12 protein-coding genes, 2 tRNA genes and 1 pseudogene are annotated in these 16132 nt (G+C 69.3%); 7 read left to right on the top strand and 8 right to left on the bottom strand.

Annotated elements, in window-relative coordinates:
• The coding region (locus C667_RS24380) for a PAS domain S-box protein (protein WP_004364285.1) at positions 1-2866 on the top strand (2866 nt) is incomplete at its 5' end.
• Positions 2867-2961: 95 nt separating this feature from the next.
• Here C667_RS24380 and C667_RS12125 read toward each other — a convergent pair.
• A tRNA-Met gene (locus tag C667_RS12125) sits at positions 2962-3038 on the bottom strand.
• 77 nt (positions 3039-3115) lie between these two features.
• Positions 3116-3191 (bottom strand) — tRNA-Thr (locus tag C667_RS12120).
• 146 nt (positions 3192-3337) lie between these two features.
• On the opposite strand from C667_RS12120, the gene C667_RS25715 reads away from it, so the two are divergent.
• Positions 3338-3496, top strand: coding sequence for a hypothetical protein (locus tag C667_RS25715; protein WP_004364283.1), 159 nt, complete (start codon positions 3338-3340; stop codon positions 3494-3496).
• Positions 3497-3518: 22 nt separating this feature from the next.
• On the opposite strand, the gene C667_RS12115 is transcribed toward C667_RS25715, so the two are convergent.
• Positions 3519-3977, bottom strand: coding sequence for a ProQ/FINO family protein (locus C667_RS12115; RefSeq protein ID WP_004364281.1), 459 nt, complete (start codon positions 3975-3977; stop codon positions 3519-3521).
• Positions 3978-4230: 253 nt separating this feature from the next.
• Here C667_RS12115 and C667_RS12110 point away from each other — a divergent pair, with 253 nt between their 5' ends.
• Complete coding sequence (locus C667_RS12110; protein WP_004364278.1) at positions 4231-4563, top strand: hypothetical protein; 333 nt, start codon at positions 4231-4233, stop codon at positions 4561-4563.
• Between the two features lie 53 nt (positions 4564-4616).
• On the opposite strand, the gene C667_RS12105 is transcribed toward C667_RS12110, so the two are convergent.
• Both C667_RS12105 and C667_RS12100 read right to left on the bottom strand, forming a co-directional pair.
• Positions 4617-5273, bottom strand: a complete 657-nt coding sequence (locus C667_RS12105; RefSeq protein ID WP_004364276.1) for a cytochrome b/b6 domain-containing protein — start codon at positions 5271-5273, stop codon at positions 4617-4619.
• A 2-nt stretch (positions 5274-5275) separates the two neighbouring features.
• Complete coding sequence (locus tag C667_RS12100) at positions 5276-6904, bottom strand: tetrathionate reductase family octaheme c-type cytochrome (RefSeq protein ID WP_004364274.1); 1629 nt, start codon at positions 6902-6904, stop codon at positions 5276-5278.
• Positions 6905-7076: 172 nt separating this feature from the next.
• On the opposite strand from C667_RS12100, the gene C667_RS12095 reads away from it, so the two are divergent.
• From C667_RS12095 to C667_RS25370, 4 genes are all read left to right on the top strand, one after another.
• A complete protein-coding gene (locus C667_RS12095; RefSeq protein ID WP_004364271.1) occupies positions 7077-8960 on the top strand; it encodes a GGDEF domain-containing protein in 1884 nt (627 codons plus the stop codon).
• Positions 8961-9517: 557 nt separating this feature from the next.
• Positions 9518-10480: a lipase family protein gene (locus tag C667_RS25710; RefSeq protein WP_004364267.1), complete on the top strand. Its 963-nt coding sequence runs from the start codon at positions 9518-9520 to the stop codon at positions 10478-10480.
• A gap of 17 nt (positions 10481-10497) precedes the next feature.
• Entirely contained in the window at positions 10498-12081 is a 1584-nt protein-coding gene (locus C667_RS12080; RefSeq protein WP_004364264.1) for a S1 family peptidase, read from the top strand.
• Between the two features lie 29 nt (positions 12082-12110).
• Positions 12111-13454 carry a tetratricopeptide repeat-containing protein gene (locus tag C667_RS25370; RefSeq protein WP_039921412.1) on the top strand — a complete coding sequence of 448 codons (1344 nt, stop codon included), beginning with the start codon at positions 12111-12113 and terminating at the stop codon, positions 13452-13454.
• 57 nt (positions 13455-13511) lie between these two features.
• Here C667_RS25370 and C667_RS26825 read toward each other — a convergent pair.
• The 3 genes and pseudogenes from C667_RS26825 to C667_RS12065 form a co-directional block, all read right to left on the bottom strand.
• Positions 13512-13865, bottom strand: a pseudogene (locus tag C667_RS26825) (formylglycine-generating enzyme family protein); the annotation flags it as partial.
• Positions 13866-13875: 10 nt separating this feature from the next.
• Positions 13876-14208, bottom strand: a complete 333-nt coding sequence (locus tag C667_RS24375; RefSeq protein ID WP_157302305.1) for an SUMF1/EgtB/PvdO family nonheme iron enzyme — start codon at positions 14206-14208, stop codon at positions 13876-13878.
• Positions 14209-14659: 451 nt separating this feature from the next.
• On the bottom strand, positions 14660-16132 hold a 1473-nt coding region (locus C667_RS12065; RefSeq protein WP_004364255.1), incomplete at its 5' end, for a 1-acyl-sn-glycerol-3-phosphate acyltransferase.

The raw sequence follows: 16132 nt of genomic DNA, 5'->3' as shown, positions 1-16132 counted from the left end.
CGGCGCGAGCGCCCTCGCGCAGGACGCAGTCGAGCGCGCAGCCACGCAGCGCGCCCTCGCGCGCGAGGGCGCCGGCCTGCGCCTGCAGATCGCCGCCCCCATCGCCCACCTCCCCACCGGCAGCCACGAGGGCGCCCTCGGCGCCGAGCTCGACCTCACGAAGATCTTCGCCGCCACCACGGCCGGCCTGGCGCCCAGGCACTTGCTGCGGCTGCGCGACCTCGCCGGCACCCCGGCCGTGCATGCGGGACGTTCGGACGGCAGGCAGGAATTGCGTTACCTGACCAAGATCTCCGATCGCCACGGACTGCCGCTCGCGATCGAGGTCGTCGTCGATCGCGAGCTCGCCCAGCGTCCGCTCCGCGGCCTGCTGGCGGGCATGGTGGTGGTCGGCGCCATCGTGCTGCTGCTGGCCCTGCTGCTGGGCCGCCGCATCGCGCGCAAGATCGGCGCGCCGCTGGCCGAGCTCGAGCGCACCGCCGCCCGCGTTGCCGCGGGCGACTTCGACGCCCTGCCGCCGCCACGCGCCAGCGCCGACGACGCAGACCGCTTCGAGCTGCTCGCGAACACGGTTTACCGGATGATCGACGGGCTGCGCGACACCCAGCAGCGCCTGTCCGCGAAGCTGGAGGCGCGCACCCGCCAGGCGGAGCGCGCCGAGGCCGCGCGCCGCCTCAAGGAGCGCGCGCTCGCCTCCAGCGCCACCGGGGTGCTGATCGTCGCCACCCCGCCCGGAGCCGAGGCTCGCGTGCAGTACGCCAACCCGGCACTGCTCACGATGATCGGCCTCGCCGAGACCGCGATCCTCGGCGCACGCTGGCCGCAGCTGCTCTTCGGCAGCGCCGCCGGCCCCACGCCGGACACCCCCGCGGAGCTCGCCTGGCGGCGCGCCGACGGCACACGCGCCACGCTGGAGATCTCCATGTCGCGCGTCATCGACGGGGACTCGGGCACGGACACGCACGCGATCGTGCTGGTGACCGACACCACCGCCCGCCTGCGCGCCGACCGCGCCCACCGCAACCTGATCGAGAGCCTCGGCGAGATCGTCGTGGAGATCGGCACGGACCGCCGTCTCAACTTCCTCAACACGGCCTGGGAAAAGATCACCGGCCACGCCATCGAGGACAGCCTCGGCCGCGAGTTCCCCGACTTCATGCATCCCGACGACCTGCAGCGCCACCTGGAGGTGCTGGTGGCCCTGCGCCAGGGCGAGATCGACAGCCATGACTTCGCCTGCCGCGTGCGCTGCCGCGACGGCGGCTCGCGCTGGCTCTCGGTGAAGCTCAACACCCTGCGCGACGACGAGCGCATCATCGGCTTCGGCGGCATCCTCACCGACATCACCGAGCGCCACGAGGCCGCGATGGCGATCGCGATCCGCGACCGTGCGCTCGAGGCAGTCAGCAACGGCATCTCGATCGTGGACATGCGCCAACCCGATTGCCCCGCCATCTATGTGAACCGCGCCTTCGAGCAGATCACCGGCTATGCGCGCGACGAGACGATCGGTCGCAACTGCCGCTTCCTGCGTGGCGACGACCACGACCAGCCCGAGGTCGCGATGCTGCGGCGCGCGATCGGCGCAGGGCGTCCCTGCGAGGTCACGCTGCGCAACTACCGCAAGGACGGCAGCTTCTTCTGGAACCAGCTCGCAATCGCCCCGGTGGTCGATCCGGCCTCGGGCGAGGTGACGCACTACGTCGGCGTCCAGGCCGACATCACCGCTCGCCGCCAGTCCGAAGACACCCTGATCGACTGGCTGTCCAGGCTCGACGTGATCTTCACCCTCAATCCGGATGCGGTGGTCTGCTTCGACGACGAGGCCACCATCAGCTTCGCCAACGCCGCGGCGGAGAGCCTCTTCGCCCCCGCTGCCGGCGCGCTGATCGGCTCCACCCTGGCCGAATTCCGCCAGCGCCTCGCCCAGCTCGCCGACCCCACGCAGCCCTTCACGCCGCTCGCCGGCAACGAACTCGAGCTCATGCCCGCCGACGCGCCGCTCGACTTCGCCCGGGAAGGCCTCATCCACCTCGTCCACCCGCAGCGCTGCACGCTGCACCAGAGCTTCCGCGCGTGCGGGACGAACGCCACCTCGATGGTGATCTACTTCCGCAACGTCACCCGCGAGGTCGAGCTCGACCGCATGAAGAGCGACTTCCTCGCCACCGCTGCGCACGAGCTGCGCACCCCGATGGCGAGCATCATGGGCTTCTCCGAGCTGCTGATGATGCGCAGCTACAGCGTCGACAAGACGCGCGAGCTGCTCGGCACCATCCACACCCAGGCCTGGCGCCTCACCAGCCTGCTCAACGACCTGCTCGACCTCGCCCGCATCGAGGCCCGGCGCGCGCAGAGCTTCCAGTTCGAGACGCTCGCGCTCGGCCCGCTGCTCGAGGAAGCCCTGACCGGTTTCCTCGCGCCCGCCGACAGCCATCGCCTGGTGACCCGCATTCCGCGGGGCCTGCCCTGCATCCGCGCCGACCGTGCGAAGTTCCAGCAGACCCTGCTCAACCTGCTGTCGAATGCGCAGAAGTTTTCGCCGCAGGGCGGCGACATCGAGGTCGATGTGCTCGGCGAGCACCCCGACGGCCTCGCCCTCGTGGGCATCGCCGTGCGCGACCACGGCATCGGCATGAACGCCGAGGAGATCGCCCACGCCTTCGACCGCTTCTTCCGCAGCGACCGCTCCGGCCGCATCCCCGGAACCGGTCTCGGCCTGTCCCTGGTGAAGGAGATCATGAAGCTGCACGGCGGCAGCGTGAGCCTGGAGAGCATGCCGGACGCCGGCACCTGCGTGACGCTGTGGTTTCCGGTGACTGCTCAGGGCACGGCAGCAGCCCGGTCAAGTCTCGCGGCTCATTGAACGGAGCGCAGGCGGACATTGGCCCGCCTGCGCTCCGTTCAATGCACAAAAGCAGAAAGCCAACCACCGTGAAGTGACTGGCTTTCTGCTTTGTTTGGTTGCGGGGGCAGGATTTGAACCTGCGACCTTCGGGTTATGAGCCCGACGAGCTGCCAGACTGCTCCACCCCGCGTCGGAGAAACAGAACTATAAACGGTGAGCGGCGATAAGGCAAGAACTTTTTGCGCCGCACAAGCTTCGGAGAATTTGTGGTGCCGGCAATAGGAATCGAACCCACGACCTTCTGATTACAAATCAGCTGCTCTACCAACTGAGCTATGCCGGCAAGGCGGTGCGGATTATAGCGCAAGACGCCTGCTCGCCACTGCGGCGGATCGCACGCGCGCGAGGCGCTCCCATACGCGTGGACTTGCGTCGGATACTGTTCATATATACAGTATTCCGTACAGTCGAAAAAATCAGGAGACCGCCATGCAAACCATCACTTCCCGGGTTCTGCTCACCCTCGGCCTGCTCGCTGGCCTGATGATCGGGACCGGCCATCCCGGCGGGGCGCTCGCGGTGGCGATCGCGGCCGGGGCGGGGATCTGGATGGCGCGGGCCGACTCGGTGCGGCGCGACCTGCGCTGAGCGCCGGCGTGCCCGCCCGGGCTCAGCGCCCGAACTTGCTCACCAGCTGCTGGAGCTTTTCGCTACGGCGGCGCTCGGCCTCCTCGGCCTCGCGCTTCTCGCGCTGCTGCTTGGCCACTGCGGCGAAGCGCTCCTTCAGCGTGGTGGCAGCGTGCTGGCGTTGCTCCTCGGTAACCTCGCCGGAGGCCTTGCCCTCGAGGTCGAAGCGCTCCCCACCACGCTCGACCGCCTTGAGGTACTTGGTCGAGGCGGTGTGCATGCGCAGGGCGATGCGCAGGTTCTTGCGATCGAAATCGGGAAAGCGGGCGAGGATGCTCGCGTCGATCTTCAGCGCCAGCGGCTTGCTGTCGCGGAATGCCGGCGATTCGGCCTGCAGGCGCTTGAGGATCGCGCGCGGCTCGATGCGCGGCTGCTTGGCCGGCTCCTGCGCGTCGGTGCTGGCGGTCGCAGGTGCGGCGGTTTCGGCTTGCTGAAGGGTCATATCGGGTAGAACTCTGGTACGCGGGTCGGTGTCTGAACAGCAGTGCGGAAGCCTCGCCTCCGGAGCGGCGCCGCAAGCTGTGCGACGCAGGTGCTGTGCCGGCATTCTACCCCCGGTCCGCCGGGCTACTGCCTGGCGTGGTGTTTTTTGCCACGGATCGCAGCAATCGCGCGGGAATCGGATCGGAGTGAAGCGGCGCGTCCGCACGCCACCCGGCAGCCATGCCGCAACGACAAGACATCGGGGAAGCATCATGGAAAAGCGCTGGCGCCGCCTGCCCGGCTCGCGCACCGAACCGGCAGGGCTCGAACGCAAGGTGCTGGCGCGCCTGCCCATGGTCGCGCTGGTCGGCACCGCGGCCTGCCTGGCCGTCTCCCTGCTCGCCCGCCTGCACTGGTGGGGCGACGAGAGCCTCGAGGCGGTGCGCTCGCTGCAGATGGTCGACATCTGGGTGCTGGCGGCGGTGATCCTGCACTGGACGGTGGTGTTCACCGTGGCGATCGGCGCCTTCATCGTGTTCGTCATGAAGGGTCCGGCCTACATCGCCGACCACTACGAGCTCCCGGACGAAGACGCCCCGCGCTGAGCCAGCCGCGGGGCGTCTTCGTACCGGCGTATGCCGCAATGCGGCGCGAACGCTCAGGCCTTGCCGGGTGCGCGCCTGCCCTGCTCCGTCGCGGCCGGTGCGTGGTCCTCGTCGACCTCTTCCCAGCCGGTGATCATCGCCTTGATGTGGGCGAAGATCGTGTGGCCCGTGGTCGTCAGATAGACGTGGATGAAGAAGAACGCGGTGATCATGAACGCGCCCGCGGTGTGCACCAGCGCGACGCCCTCGAGCGAGAACATCTTGTCGATGCCGAGCTGCGCCCAGTTGCCATAGAAGAGGTAGAGCAGGCCCGAGCCCCAGATCAGCGGCGAGATGAACGCGAGCAGCGCGAGGTAGGCCAGGCGTTGCAGCGGGTTGTGCTTCTGCACCGTGGTCTTGCGGAAGGGGTGCGGCATCTCCTTGAAGATCCCTACCGTGTAGTAGAGGACCATCGCCGACACGTTCTTCATCGACGGGATGTACTGCCGCCACTCGCCCGTGGTGAATTGCCAGAAGATCGTGAAGGCCCAGATCACCAGCAAGGTCCACGCCGCAAAGGTGTGAACATCGACTGCGTCCTTGAAGCCCATCAGCGTGTAGCTGCCGTGGATCTCGAAGCCGGTGATCATCATGACGATGATCAGCAGCGCCTGCGACCAGTGCCAGAAGCGCTCATAGCGCTTGTAGATGTAGATGCGGTTCGCGCTCATTTTCAGTGCCCCTTGCGACGGGTGAGGATGCGGGCGATGCCGTGGATCGAGCCGGCGCCGATCGCACCGATGATCGCCAGCCCGCCGAGGAGGTCGACCCAGCCGTTGCGGTCGCGACCGGGCATGTAGATGTCGGTGATCGCAGCGAGGCGCCCGTCTTCCGAGCGGGTGTGGCAGTCACTGCACTTCAACGCGTCTTCCTTGGGCGCCACCATGTGGGTGATGAACCAGTTCATCCGTGTCTCGATGAAGTCGAACTTGCCGCTGTAGGGCAGCCCGGCGTAGTCCATGCCGGCCTTGATCGACTTCTCGTAGTCGAAGTTGCCCCAGAACGCGGTGTCGTCGTTGCCATACACGTGGTTGACCACCAGGGTCTTGTTCACCGGGTCGTAGGGCTGCTTGCCGACCATCACCTTGAAGGGCCAGATGCGGGCATTCGGATCGCCCGCCGAGCCCTCGACGCGGTTCAGCTCGAGGATCCTGCTGTCGTCGATCTTGTCGGTGATCGAGATCTGATGGACCACGCCGTTGTACCACTTGTAGGCCGGGCGCACGTTCTCGCCGTACTTGAAGTCGCCCTTCTCGGCCGAGTAGATCAGGTGGCCGTGGTCGTCCTTGATGAACAGCGGCTTGCCGTCCGGGCCGCGCTTGCCGCCGGTCGACCAATCCCACAGCGTCTTGGTGGCGATGCCACCACGCGCGAACTCGGGGATGTGGCAGGTCTGGCAGGCCACGCGGTTGGCGTGGTTGTTGAGGCGCTCGTTCTTGTGCGGACGCAGGTCGTGGCAGGACTCGCAGGTCGCGCGGTTGTGGTCCTCGTGCTTCATGTCCAGGCCCTTGGTGTCTTTGGCGGTGGCCGCGTAGCGGCTGCCGGAGGGCTGGTGGGCGTTGAAGGTGTGGCAGTCGGCACAGGACAGGTTGGCGCCCTCGGGCGACATGTGTACGTCGACATCCTTGGGCGGCTTGATCAGCGAGGTGTCGAGGTCACCGTGCTTGACCGCGTCGCCGCCGCCGCCGTTGAAGTGGCAGGCGCCGCAGTTCTGCCGGCCAGGCTTGCCCACCGCCTGCGCGATCTTGGTGAGGTCGGGCGGCTGCACGATCTTGCCGCTCCCCTTGGGCATCTCGCGCGGCTCGTAGAGCGGGTGGCCGGCATCGGTGGCGATCTTCTTGTAGGTCGCGGTGGTGTCGTGGCAGGCCAGGCAATCCACGTTGTTCTGGTTGGTGAAATCGTAGTTCTTGTCCTTCCAGTCGTAGCCGGCGTGGCAGCTCGTGCAGCGCGGCTCGTTGGAGAGGATGGAGCCGCAGAAGTTGTTGGCCGCGTGCTGCTTGCCCAGCTTCTTGCCGGTGGTCGGGCTGATCGCCTCCCAGGTCCAGTGCACGCTCTTCATGACCTGGTGGCCGGCCTCGTTGTGACAGGCAAGACAGGCCTTGGTGACCTCCGGCCCGGTCTTGAACGGCCCCTGCAGCTCCTTGAACTTGCTGTGATCCGCCGTGCTGGCCGCCTTGCCGCCAGCCGCCGCGACCGGAAGACCTCCCGCCGCCGGGTCGCTCGCCGCACCCGCCATCATGCTGGCCGCGAGGATCAAGGCCCCGCCGATCCACCGTCGCCAGCCGAATGTTCGCTTGTCCATTTCCCCTTCCTCCACTTAAACGATCTCCATTTTCAGTGTAGGCCGCCCAGGAATATTAGCATTTGATTAATGTCTACCGATCGGCAGATCGTACAGGCTGACTTCGCACTTGGCCTGCTCTTGGCAACTTGCTCGAGGAAAGCTCAAGAACTGCTGTCAGAATGCCGCAAACATGCGCCAGACCCTGGGACTTCCTCCGCTCACCATGCCCACGCTCAGCAACCCCTCCGAAATCGCCCGCGAAGCACTGCGCCAGCTCGCGCTGCGCCGGGTCGCCCCCACGCCCGACAACTACCACAAGCTCTATCACGAGATCGCCGGCACGCGCCCCGACGAGGACGCGCTGCCCGAGGCCTTCGTGCGCAAGCTCGCGCGCCGCCTGCCACGCGACAGTGCCGAGCGCCAGCGCCACGGCCACCAGCTCGACCAGGCGCTCGCCGACGGTCGCAGCAAGGCCGCCGAGGCCGCGCTCGAGCGCTACCTCGACAGCCTCAAGCTGGGCGAGCCGCAGGCCTGGAACGAGCTCATCGGCAACCTGCTGCGCCAGTGGGAGGCGCGCCAGACCGGATGGACGCCCGCACGCAAGCGCGAGGCCCTCGACCGCGTGCTGGGCGCGGCCGACCCGGCGGCGCTGTACACCCGCCTGCAGGGCCTGCTCAGGAGCTGGACGCAGGCGATGACCGACGCCGATGCGCTCGCCGTCGAGGTCCCCGACGCCGCGGATGATCCGGCGGAGGCCGCAAGCACCGGCGCCGGCGCGAGCGCCGCGAGGCAGCCCATGCCAGCAGCCACGACAACGCCAGCATTCCCCGTCTCGCCCGCGGTCGACACCGCCACCGTGGACGCCCTGCGCGAGCTCGTCACCATCAGCCTGGGCGAGGCCCTGCCGCCGCTACTGGAAGAACATCCGCCGCTGCGCGAGACCGCCGCCAGCCTCTGCGCCGAGATCGCCAGCCGCAGCGAAGCCGCCGGGCTGCGCGAGGTCGGCACGCGCCTGCGCGGCTTCGCACGCGAGCTCGAGCTCGCCGCCGCCGACGAGGCCGAGATCCGCGCCGGCATGCTGGAGCTGCTGCGCATGCTGCTACGCAACATCGACGAACTCGTGCTCGACGACCGCTGGCTCGCCGGGCAGATCGAGATGCTGCGCGAGATCGTCGACAGCCGCCCCGATCCACGCAAGATCGACGACGCCGGCCGCCGCCTCAAGGAGCTCATCTACAAGCAGGGCCAGCTCAAGCACACCCTGGCCCAGTCCCAGCGCCACCTGCGCGACATGCTCGCCGGCTTCGTCGACCAGCTCGCGCGCTTCTCCGAATCGACCGGCGCCTACCACGACCGCATCGGCCAGTGTGCCCAGCGCATCGCCAAGGCCAACGACATCACCGAGATTGGCCCCCTGCTCGACGAGGTCATGACCGAGACCCGCAGCATCCAGGACGAGGCGCGCCGCTCGCGCGACGAGCTCATCGTCGCCCGCAGCCAGGCCGCCGAAGCGCAGGAGCGCATCGCCACGCTGCAGAACGAGCTCGAGGAGGCCAGCCGCCTGATGCGCCACGACCAGCTCACCGGCGCGCTCAACCGCCGCGGCCTAGAGGAGATGTTCCAGACCGAATCCGCACGCGCCCAGCGCCGCGGCACCCGGCTCGCCGTCGCCCTGCTCGACATCGACCACTTCAAGAAGCTCAACGACAGCCTCGGCCACAAGGTCGGCGACGATGCCCTGGTGCACCTCGCGAAGGTCGTCCGCCAGCACCTGCGCCCGCAGGACGTGCTCGCCCGCTACGGCGGCGAGGAGTTCGTCATCCTGCTGCCCGAGACCGGCGACACCGACGCCCAGCAGGCGCTCATCCGCCTGCAGCGCGAGCTCACCCGCGAGTTCTTCATGGCCGACCTGCAGAAGGTGGTGATCACCTTCAGCGCCGGCGTCACCCGCCTGGCCGAAGGCGAAAGCCTGGAGAGCGCGCTGAAGCGCGCCGACGGCGCGATGTATCGGGCCAAGCAGGCGGGCCGCAACCGGGTGATGGTCGCGCCCCTGTCCGATGCCTTCATCCGCTGAACCGCCGGTCCGCACGCGAGGCGGACCGGACCCTCACAGGCGCCGCGCCCCTGAGCCCCCGCGCCCCAGCGACGCAGAGCCCATTTGCGCAGCTCGTCGGCAGCGCTCGGGAAGGATGCGCGCGAACACCCCCTCCTGCGGGCGCAGCGCGTCCACCAGCGCCTCGTGCGGCAGCGCCGGTCCGCGTCGCGCCAGGTCGCGAACAGGCACTTGCTCCGGGCATCGAAGGGGGTCGTCGACACGAGCTCGAAGCGACTGCGCAGCGCCTCGACGTGGAGGGCGTTGCGGGTCAGCGCGCCGGTCTTGTCGGTGCAGATCACCGTGGTCGCAGCCAGGGTCTCCACCGCCAGGATGTCCTTGATCACCGCATTGCGCGCCGCCATCCGCAATCGGCAAGCATTGCCGGACACCCCCCTCTCCCGGCATGCGGACCTGAACCGATCGAAGCCGAAACCCGCTTGTCGCGAGCGGGAAATGCCCTATTCTGAATGAAGAGGATGCCCGCGAGGCATCGCCGGGTCGGCTTGGTTCAAGACCGCACAGCATTGGAGCCCCAGATGCCGCACGTCACCTTCATCCATGGCCTGGCCAACAAGCCCGAGGCGGACAAGCTCTACGAGATCTGGCTGCGCGCGCTGGCCAAGGGCGACGACCCGCTCGACCTGCGCTCCGCGGGCGTGACCAGCCGGCTGGTCTATTGGGCCGATGTGCTCTACGAGCAGCCCGACCCGGACGTCGCCGCGCACGAGAGCACCGCCGAGCGCCGTCCCCAGGAGGTCGATGCCGCCGGCGATCCGCCGCCACCGGTGCCCGCCGACGCGCGCGAGAAGGCCTTCCTCGATGCGATGCGTGCTCGCTTCACCACCCTGAGCGATGCCGAGATCGCCGCGGCGGTGGCCGCCGAGAACGCGCCCGGCGGGCAGGCGCCCGAATCGGCCGCGGCGGGCGGCACCCCGCTCGAACGCATCCCTCTGCCCTGGTGGCTGAAGAAGCGCATCCTGGCGGCGCAGTTGCGCGACGCGCACCATTACCTCTTCAACGTCGAGCATTCCCCGCGGGCTGGCGTCCGCTATCGCGTCCAGGACGAGATCCGCCGGCGCTTCGTCTCGGCCCTGAAGGCGGTCGACAGCGATCGTCATGTGGTGGTGTCGCACAGCATGGGCACGCTCATCGCGTACGACTGCCTCAAGCGCGTTGCCGACTGCCCGTCGGTCGACGCCCTCGTCACCCTCGGGAGCCCGCTCGGCCTCGACGAAGTGCAGGACTGCCTCGAGCCGGAATGGACCCGCAGCGACGGCTACCCGGCCAGCCGCCTGCAGGGACCCTGGGTGGATTTCTTCGATCCTCTCGACGTCGTCTGCGGCGCCGACCCGAAGCTCGCCAACGATTTCCGCAGTGCCGGCCAGGCACGCGTCCGCGATGCCCAGGTCGCCAACGCGGGCTGGTGGCGGCACTCGCTGGTGAAGTACTTCGGCCAGCCGGAACTGCGCCGGACCCTGCGCGAGCTGCTCGAGATCTGAGTCCGAGGCCCGCTCCCATGCTCGACGAGCACTGCACAGACGAGGCCTTGATCGCATACACCCGAGCGCTGCTGGCCGAATACCCGTGGCCGCCTGCGGGCGAATCGTCACGCACCGCCGCCGCATTGCTCGACCGTCTGCGCAGACGGCGCCAGTTCGCCCCTCTCGCCGAACTCGCCGACCGCGTCGCGCGTCGCGCCCCGCAGGATGCGCGCGTGCGCAGGCTGCAGGCGCAGGCGCTGATCGAGACCGGCCAACCCAGCGCAGCCATCGATGTCATCCAGGCCGCCCTGCGCAAGGTCGAGGCGCGGAGCGGGGAATGGGCCGAGCTGCACGGCCTGCTCGGGCGCGCCTGCAAGCAGATCTTCATCGATGCACGCAAGGCCCTGGACGCCGCCGACCTCGCCGCGCTCCAGAACGCCGTGCGCGCCTACCGCAAGCCCTGGGAGGCCGATCCGGCGAACACCTGGCATGCCATCAACCTCGTCGCGGTCGCGGCCTGCGCCGAGCGCATGCAACTGCGCCGGGCGCCGAGACTGGATTACCGCGCGCTGGCGCGTTCCATCCTGGCGACCCCGCCGACCGCCGATCCGTGGGATGCGGCCACGCGTGCCGAAGCCCACCTCGCGCTCGGCGAGCTCGACGAGGTCGAAGAGCAGATCCGCCGCTTCCTCGCGCATGACGCGATCGACGCCTTCGCCGTGGCCAGCACGCTGCGCCAGTTCGAGCAGGTCTGGGAGCTCGGCCGGTGCGGCGAGCGGAGCCGGGTCCTGCTCGACGCCATGCGGGCCCGCCTGCTCGGCCTGCCGGGCGGGCGTTGCGACCTGTCCGTGCGCGAGCTCCTGCAATCGCAGCAGGCCGGCGCAGCGCCGAACGCCCGGCTCGAAGCCATCCTCGGCGTCGACGGCACCAGATCCTATCGCTGGTGGCAGGCCGGGCTGCGCAGTGCATCCTCGGTGGCCTCGATCCGCGCCGGCCTGGACGAGCGCATCGGCACCGGTTTCCTGGTCGCACCGGCCGAATTCGGCGTCGCCGCGGAAGGCGCGCTGCTGCTGACCAACTTCCACGTCGTGAACGCGCAAGGGAGCGCGGGCGCGCTGCGGGCGGAGGATGCCGCCATCGTGTTCGAGGCGGTCGAGGCGGCACCGCATTACGGCGTGAAGCGCATCGTGTGGAGTTCGCCGGTGGACCGCCACGACGCCGCGCTCATCGAGCTCGACGGCCCGCCGCCCGCGGGCCTCGAAGCGCTGACGATCGCAAGACGCCTTCCCGTGCGACCCGAGGATGGCCCGAGCCGCGTCTACCTCATCGGCCACACCGGCGGAGGCGGCCTCGAGTTCTCCTTCCAGGACAACGAGCTGCTCGATCACGAGGGTCCGCGCGACAACCTCTTCGGCGCCGCGCCCTGCCGCCTCCACTACCGTGCGCCGACCGAAAAGGGCAACTCCGGCAGCCCGGTCTTCAACGCCGCCGACTGGAAGGTGATCGCCCTCCACCACGCGGGCGGCATCCTGTCGCGGCTCAATGGCAAGCCCGACACCTACCCGGCCAACGAAGGCATCGCGCTGCTCTCCATCATCAGCGCGATGCGTGCCGGCTGACCGGCCTTCTCCGGCCGAAGGAGCCCGAAATGAGCCTGCGCCCGATCTGCTTCATGGTCATGCCCTTCGGCACCAAGGACACCGGTGCGAGCGCGCCGCATCCGCCGAGGGTCGATTTCGACGTCTTGTGGCGCGTTGCGATCGCACCCGCGCTCGAATCCATGGGTTACCGCGCGGTGCGTGCGGACCAGGACACCGGCGCGGTGATCGTCAAGGAGATGCTCGAGCGCCTGTTCTTCTCGCACCTGGTGGTGGCCGACGTCAGCATCGCCAACGCCAACGCCTACTACGAGATCGGCGTTCGCCACGCCGCCCGCGAGGACAACTGCGTGCTGATCGCCGCGGACTGGGCGAAACCGGTGTTCGATCTCCAGCAGATCCGCCGCATCGGCTATCCGCTGCCGCAGGAGAAGGTCGATGCCGACACCGCGCGTGCCATCCGCGAGGTGCTGACGAAGGCCATTCCCGAGGTGCGCGCCGGGCGCTCCCCGGTGCATTCCCTGATCAGCGGCTACCCGCAGGTTCCCCCCGACAGCCGCCGGGCGCAGGAGCTGGCCGACCAGCTCGAAGCCTTCGAGATCCTGCGCGCACGCATGCTGGCGATCCGGAACATGCCGCGGGACGAGCGCAACGCGGCGGCCGAAGCCTTCCTCGCCGAGAACCCGCCAGCCGACATCGGGCTCGACACCACCGCGATCGAGATCTTCCGCTTCGTGCGCGACGTGCTCGGCGACTGGAGCCGGACCGTGCAGTTCATCGACGGGCTGCCGGAGACGATCCGCAAGAGCGCCTACCTGCGCGAGCAGCGCGCGCTGGCGCAGAGCTACCTGGGGTCGCACACCGACGCGATCGCCGCGCTGGAGGCGCTGATCCGGACCTTCGGCGACAGTGGCGAACGCAGCGGCCTGATCGGCGGACGCTACAAGAAGCTCTACAACGCCTCGGTCAAGGCCGGCAAGCCCGACCCGCGCATGCTCGACCGCGCCATCGAAGCCTACCAACGCGGGATGTTGCTCGATCTCAACGACTACTACTGCAGCTGCAACCTCCCCGCGCTCTATCGCGAGCGCGGCGACGACCCGGACGAGGAGCAGGCCGAGGCCGCGGCCGCCGTCGCCCGCCTGGCCTGCGAACGCGCTCGCCAACGCGGCAGCGCGGACGAGTGGCTCAAGCCGACGCTGCTCGGCCTCGCCTTCGCCGAGCACAACCACCCCTTGTCGCGAGCGCTCACCCGGGAGGTCGAACGTGAAGGCGCCGATGCCTGGAAGCTCGATTCCACCCTGTGCGACCTGCGCCGCCATGTCGCACAGATGAAGGATGCGGCGATGCAGGCGGCGTTCACGGCGCTGATCGCACGGCTCGAAGCGGTCTGATCCCGGCCGGGGCCGGTGTTCGATCTCCATCAACGAAAAACGCGGGCGGGCCGCGCGACAGACGACTGGGCCACCGTAGTCCCACGAGCCGCCGCGCTGCACGCGGCTCGCATCACCCTCGTTCCCCTCATCCCGGTCGGCGGTCCACTCCCAGACATTGCCAATCATGTCGTGCAGGCCGAAGGGGTTGGCCCAGCCCTCTTTCCGGCTCACCGGCAGCGTCCGCCCTGCGCTCCCTTGCACGGAACAGTTGGCCTTCTCGGGATCGAAGGCCGTGCCGTCCCAGCCGTAGGGCGTTTCCAGTCCGCCGCGCGCGGCGTACTCCCATTCCGCCTCGGTCGGCAGGCGATACTGTCGTCCCGTTTCTCCCGCTCGCCGAGCCAGGCGAGATAGGCCTGCGCATCGTACCAACTGACGTTGATCACCGGCCTGTCCTCGCGCCCCAAGCCTGCGTCGACGGGATACTCCAGCGCCTTCCCCGACCCCTGCGCTTCTGGTCCCAGACGTAGTAGTCGTACTGCAGGAAGGTCACCTCGTATTTCCCGAGCGCAAAGGGCTTATCCAGGGTCACCTCACGCACCTCACCCAGCTGAAAAAAGATTGTGCTGTCACGCTCGCAGGTGCCGCCCTCAACGTCATCCCGCCCCGGCTTGCAGCCCATCGTGAAGCGGCCAGGCGGGATCTCGACCATCTCCGACAGCGGTGCGACGCCCAGCCACCACAGCGGCTTGCGCAGGATGTAGCTCGGCGGCAACCCGTTCTCGCTCGCCCACAACGCCGATTCGGCGAAGATACCGAGCTGCGATGGCCAGATCGCAGTGGATGCCCTGGGCGCGCTCAGACCGGGCGGACGCGCCGCCCCGATCTATGCTGCCCTTTAGGCCCGGGAGCTCTACATCGAGCTGGCGGCCCGCCCGCCCCGACCTCGCTGCTCCACATTCCGCGCATCCGCCAGGCCGGGGCGGAGCGGAGCGGGGCTGCAGGTGTATTACCCGGGCCGTGGCCTGACCGCGCTGGAGCTCGACACCCTGACGGACTACTTTCGCGAACTGGAATTCTTCAGTTTCGACCGGGCGCGCCCATGAATCCCCTCGTCAAGGCTGCACGCTATCGTTCGCGCGACAGCACCCGCCTTCTCGTCGCGCTTTCGGCACGCAAGGTGCGAAGGCCCCACCGCCTCCAGACGACGACGCCCGCCGGCCTTCTCAGCCCCGCAGCGCGTCGTGTTCGCCACAATGCGTCAGGATCCGGGTCCGCACGTCATCACGCAGGGCAAGCAGATCGTGCCAATCGTCGCCGCGCGGCTCCACGGGCGCGCACACGGTCACCGCGAGCGCGCCGCGCCGCGGCCACCAGCTGCGGTCGCGCAGCACGGCACGGGTGCCGGCCAGCGCCACCGGGACGACCGGCAGGCCTTGGCGGGCCGCCACCTGGAAGGCACCGAGGCGGAAGGCCTGCAGGCCCTCGCGAGGGCCGAAGGTGCCCTCGGCGAAGAACAGCAGCGGCAAGCCCTCCCCCGCGCGCGCGCCGAGCGCCTGCGCATCCTCGGATCCCTGCCTGGCGTCGAAGCGCTCGACAAAGAGCGTGCCCATGCGCTCGAACAGCCGGCGCAGGACGCGGTCGCTGCGCAGCTCGGCCTTCGCCACGAAACGCACCGGCCGCGGCAGCGCCGCAGCCAGGAGCAGCCCGTCGCAGTAGCTGGCGTGGTTGGCCACCAGCACGCAGTTGGCGGGCGGCAGCCGGTCCAGCCCTTCCACCCGCAAGGGGCAGGCACAAAGCCAGCGATACACGCGTGCCAGGCGGTGGACGCACGCCCAGCGCTGCCCGATGCTCGGCAGGACGAGAATGCACAGGGCGGCGAGCGGGGCGAGCAGCGCGAAGCCCAGCCACGCCCAACCCGCGTAGAGCACGTCCGGCAGCGCCCGCAGGCGTCCGCCGAGGCTGGCCAGCTGCAGGCGCAGGATCTGCAGCCAGGCGGCGCGCGAGGGCGCACCCAGGCGGCCGTCGAGGTAGGCGTCACGCACCGCGGCGCGGCGGATCTTGCCGCTCGAGGTCTTGAGCACCGCGTGCGCGGGCGCGAGCACGATGTCGTCGGGCGCGAGCTCGAGCTGCGCCATCGCCTCGGCGAGGATGCGTTGCTCCAGCGCCCTGCGCTCGGCCTCGTCGCGCAAGCGGGTCTCGGCCACCACCACGAGGCGCTCCTGACCCGGCTCGCCGGGTTGAACGCCGAACACCGCGACGCAACCCTTGCGCACCCCCGGCAGCGCGCCCACGGCCTGCTCCAGGTCGTAGGGGTAGAGGTTGCGCCCGGCGCGGATGATCATCTCCTTCGCCCGCCCGGTGATGTAGAGCTCGCCATCGGCCAGGTAGGCGTGGTCCCCGGTCGACAGCCAGCCGTCATGGAACAGCGCGGCGCTGGCCTCGGGATTGCGGTAGTAGCCGGCGGTGGCCGAGGGCCCGCGAAACTCGAGCATGCCGACCTGGCGCTCGGGCAGCGTCCGTCCCCGTGCATCGACGATGCGCAGTTCGTGTCCGCGCAGAGGCGGGCCGCAGGAGACGATGCGCGCGGTCTCGCCGCTCGCCTCCACCGCGCCCGGCGCATGCGCACCGTCCTCCCCCGCCGCGCCCGGCCCGCCGCCGCGGGGCACGGCCAGGCCCTCGCGCGCGAGCGCGGCACG

The organism is Thauera phenylacetica B4P, assembly GCF_000310225.1.
Lineage (GTDB): Bacteria > Pseudomonadota > Gammaproteobacteria > Burkholderiales > Rhodocyclaceae > Thauera > Thauera phenylacetica.
This window is presented reverse-complemented; position numbering and strand designations above follow the sequence as displayed.